Genomic DNA, 3,330 nt, shown 5'->3' with positions numbered 1-3,330 from the left:
CTGTTCGACAAGGTCTCGCCGACCTCCGCCGTCTACAAAGACGAGATCTTCGGGCCCGTGCTGTCGATTGTGCGGGTGGGGTCGTATGAGGAAGGGCTCGACCTGATCAACGAGTCGCCGTACGGCAACGGAACCGCGATCTTCACCAACGACGGTGGCGCGGCTCGCCGCTTTCAGTACGAGGTGCAGGTCGGCATGGTCGGCATCAACGTGCCGATCCCGGTGCCCGTTGGTTACCACTCGTTCGGCGGCTGGAAGCAGTCGCTGTTTGGCGACGCCAAGGCGTATGGGCCGGCCGGAGTCGCGTTCTTCACGCGCGAGAAGGCGGTCACCTCTCGGTGGCTTGACCCGTCGCACGGCGGCATTAACCTGGGGTTCCCGCAGCACGACTAACGCGGCTCCCTGCGCCTGAAACCCGCTCCCCGCGCCCAGAACTTTGGGCGCGGCGAGCGGGTTTTGGGTGCGCCGACCTCGGTCGCGGGGCGAGCTCGCCAGCGCGGGGAGCGGGTTTTGGGTGCGCCGAGCTTGGCCCCCAAACGGGGTTGATTAAGCCTCGACTTGGACGTACCGTGGCTAAACCGGTTTAGGTCCGAGCGGTTGCGCAGCGCGCCGCCTCGCGGGCGATTCCGGATGATGCCGGGCGCTCGACGAGGAGGCCGCGATGGTTAAGCAACGCGCCACGATCGATGACGTTGCTCGTGCCGCCGGGGTGAGCAAGTCGCTCGTCTCCTTCGCCCTGAACGGCAAACCGGGCGTCGCCCCACAATCGCGGGATCGCATCCTTCGCGCCGCTGGCGAACTCGGCTGGGTGCCGAGCGTGCGCGCGCGTTCGCTCACCACAGCCCGCGCCTATGCTCTCGGCCTTGTCATCGCCCGCGACCCCGCTGTGATCTCGGAAGACTCGTTTTTTCCGGCGTTCATCGCAGGCATCGAGTCCGCGCTTGCGCCGGTGGGGCAGGCCCTCGTGCTGAGCATGGTTCCCGACGAACGCGCCGAGCACGAGACCTATCGGCAGCTCGTTGCCCATGATCGGGTCGACGGCGTTATCCTCACCGACCTGCGGGAGGCAGACTCCCGCGTGCCCCTGTTGCGGGAGCTGGGGTTGCTCGCCGTCACACTCGGTCACCCCCAGCAGCGCTCCGAGTTCCCCGCCGTCTCTGTCGACGATGCGCCGGGCATCCGCGCCGCCGTCGATCACCTCGTGGGCCTCGGCCACCGGCGCATCGCGCATGTCGCAGGATCGAGCGGGATGCTGCACGCCGCCCGCAGGTCGGCCGCGTTCTCTGAGGCGCTGACCCTGCATGGCTTGCGCCCCGACCTCGTGGTCGAGACGGACTTCACGGCGCAGGGCGGCGCGAAGGCGACCCGTGATCTGCTGGCGCTTGCGCATCCGCCGACAGCGATCGTCTACGCGAACGACCCCATGGCTCTCGCGGGGATGGGGGTCGCCCAGCGCCTCGGGCTGCGCGTGCCAGAAGACCTGTCGGTGACGGGGTTCGATGGGGGCGAGGCGGGGCGCCACAACTTTCCCGCCCTGACCACCGTGGTGACCTCGGTGCAGGAGTGGGGCGGGGCATCCGCCCGGGCACTTCTTTCTCTGATCGCGGGCCTGGATGTGGCCGACAGCGAACTGGATCCCGCCCGCCTCGTCGTGCGCGAGTCAACCGCAAGCCCCGTTCACCACCGTGCCAGTAGGGCGCTCAGCGCCGAGAAGTCGATCGCCTAAAGCCCGTCACAATCGAAGGAGAGAACTGTGCGAAGAAGGACAGTTACAACCGCCGCCGTTGTCATGCTGGGGGCGTTCGCCCTCACCGCCTGCAGCGGAGGAGGCGGTGGATCCGGCTCGAACGACAGCCGCGGCGACATCACCATCTGGTACTCGAACAACGAGCAGGAGGTGGCGTGGGGCAAGCAGATGGTCGAGGCCTGGAATGCCGACCATCCTGACGAGCAGATCAAGGGTCAGGAGATCCCCGCTGGCAAGAGCAGCGAGGAGGTCATCGGCGCGGCGATCACCGCAGGCAACGCGCCCTGCCTGATCTACAACACCGCGCCCTCTGCCGTTGGTCAGTTCGAAAAGCAGGGCGGTCTCGTGAATCTCTCGGAGTTTGAGGATGGCGCGGAATACATCGAGGAGCGCTCCGGCGAACTTGCGTCCCAGTACGAAAACGCCGACGGTGACTTCTTCCAGATGCCGTGGAAGTCGAACCCCGTGCAGATCTTCTACAACAAGGATCTGTTCACGGCGGCGGGGCTCGATGCCGAGAACCCGCCTTTGGCAACGTATGACGAGTTCCTCTCCACCGCACGCACGCTGGTGTCGTCGGGAACCGTCGCCAACGCGATTCTGCCGGCGCCGACGAGCGAGTTCTTCCAAATGCAGTTCGACTTCTACCCGCTGTTTGCTGCGGCCACCGACGGCGAGCAGTTCGTGGAGGACGGCGAGGCGACCTTCGCCGACACCGAGGGCTACGAGGCCAGCGACTTTTGGGCGACCCTCTACTCGGAGAAGTTGGCGTCGCAGGAGGCACACCAGGGCGATGCGTTTGCCGACGGTGTAGCGGCAATGGCCATCGTCGGCCCGTGGGCGATCTCCGTCTATGAGGATGTGAACTGGGGTGCCGTGCCGGTGCCGACCAAGGACGGTATCCCCGCCGAGGAGACCTGGACATTCGGCGACGCCAAGAACATCGGCCTCTACTCGGCGTGCGAGAACCGCGCGACAGCATGGGATGTGCTCAAGTTCTCGACGAGCGAGGAGCAGGATGGCCAGCTGCTGGAGCTGACGGGGCAGATGCCGCTGCGCGTTGACCTGCAGGAGGCGTTCCCCGACTACTTTGCCGCGAATCCGGAATACGCAACATTCGGTGACCAGGCCGCTCGAACCGTGGAGGTTCCCGCCGGCCCCAACACGGTCGAGATGATGCAGGCGTTCCGCGATGCCTGGTCGAAGTCGGTGATCTTCGGCGAGGAGGATGTGCAAACGGCGCTGGATGATGCTGCCGACAAGATCAACGAGATCGCCCAGAAGCAGTAACACCATGACCCGCAGCGTTGTGCCGACGGCGTCGCCCCTCCCTCCGGGAGCAGGGGCGGCCGGGCCAGGGCCGGCGGCACCCGCCGCTTCCGACGGGCAGCCCCGTCGCAAGCGGCGCCTGCTCGGCCCCAACCCGTTTGGGCTCGTGCTGAGCGCGCCCTACCTGGTCTTTGTGGTGCTGGTGTTCGCTTATCCGCTGATCTATTCGTTCTGGATCTCGTTTCACGACTTCTTCTTCGCCGCGCCCGGGGCCGAAGTCGACCGGCCGTTTGTGGGCTTCGATAACTTTGCGA

At 66.2% G+C, this 3,330-nt stretch carries 3 protein-coding genes and 1 pseudogene; all 4 read left to right on the top strand.

From position 1 onward, the window contains the following. Window positions 1-393, top strand: a 393-nt coding sequence (locus AC062T_RS08605) for an aldehyde dehydrogenase family protein (RefSeq protein WP_476029155.1), incomplete at its 5' end; no start/stop codon positions are given. A 268-nt stretch (window positions 394-661) separates the two neighbouring features. Then, window positions 662-1,726 carry a LacI family DNA-binding transcriptional regulator gene (locus AC062T_RS08600; protein WP_476029153.1) on the top strand — a complete coding sequence of 355 codons (1,065 nt, stop codon included), beginning with the start codon at window positions 662-664 and terminating at the stop codon, window positions 1,724-1,726. A 27-nt stretch (window positions 1,727-1,753) separates the two neighbouring features. Then, window positions 1,754-3,037 carry an extracellular solute-binding protein gene (locus tag AC062T_RS08595; RefSeq protein WP_476029151.1) on the top strand — a complete coding sequence of 428 codons (1,284 nt, stop codon included), beginning with the start codon at window positions 1,754-1,756 and terminating at the stop codon, window positions 3,035-3,037. A 4-nt stretch (window positions 3,038-3,041) separates the two neighbouring features. Further along, a pseudogene (locus tag AC062T_RS08590) lies at window positions 3,042-3,330 on the top strand (carbohydrate ABC transporter permease); the annotation flags it as partial.

The organism is Homoserinimonas sp. (genome assembly GCF_056262345.1).
Note: the sequence above shows the minus strand (reverse complement) of the source record. Positions and strands in the feature narration are given on the sequence as shown.

Excerpts from the sequence above, each read along its gene's own strand:
- AC062T_RS08600 (WP_476029153.1), top strand. The coding sequence starts at position 662 with ATGGTTAAGCAACGCGCCACGATCGATGACGTTGCTCGTGCCGCCGGG.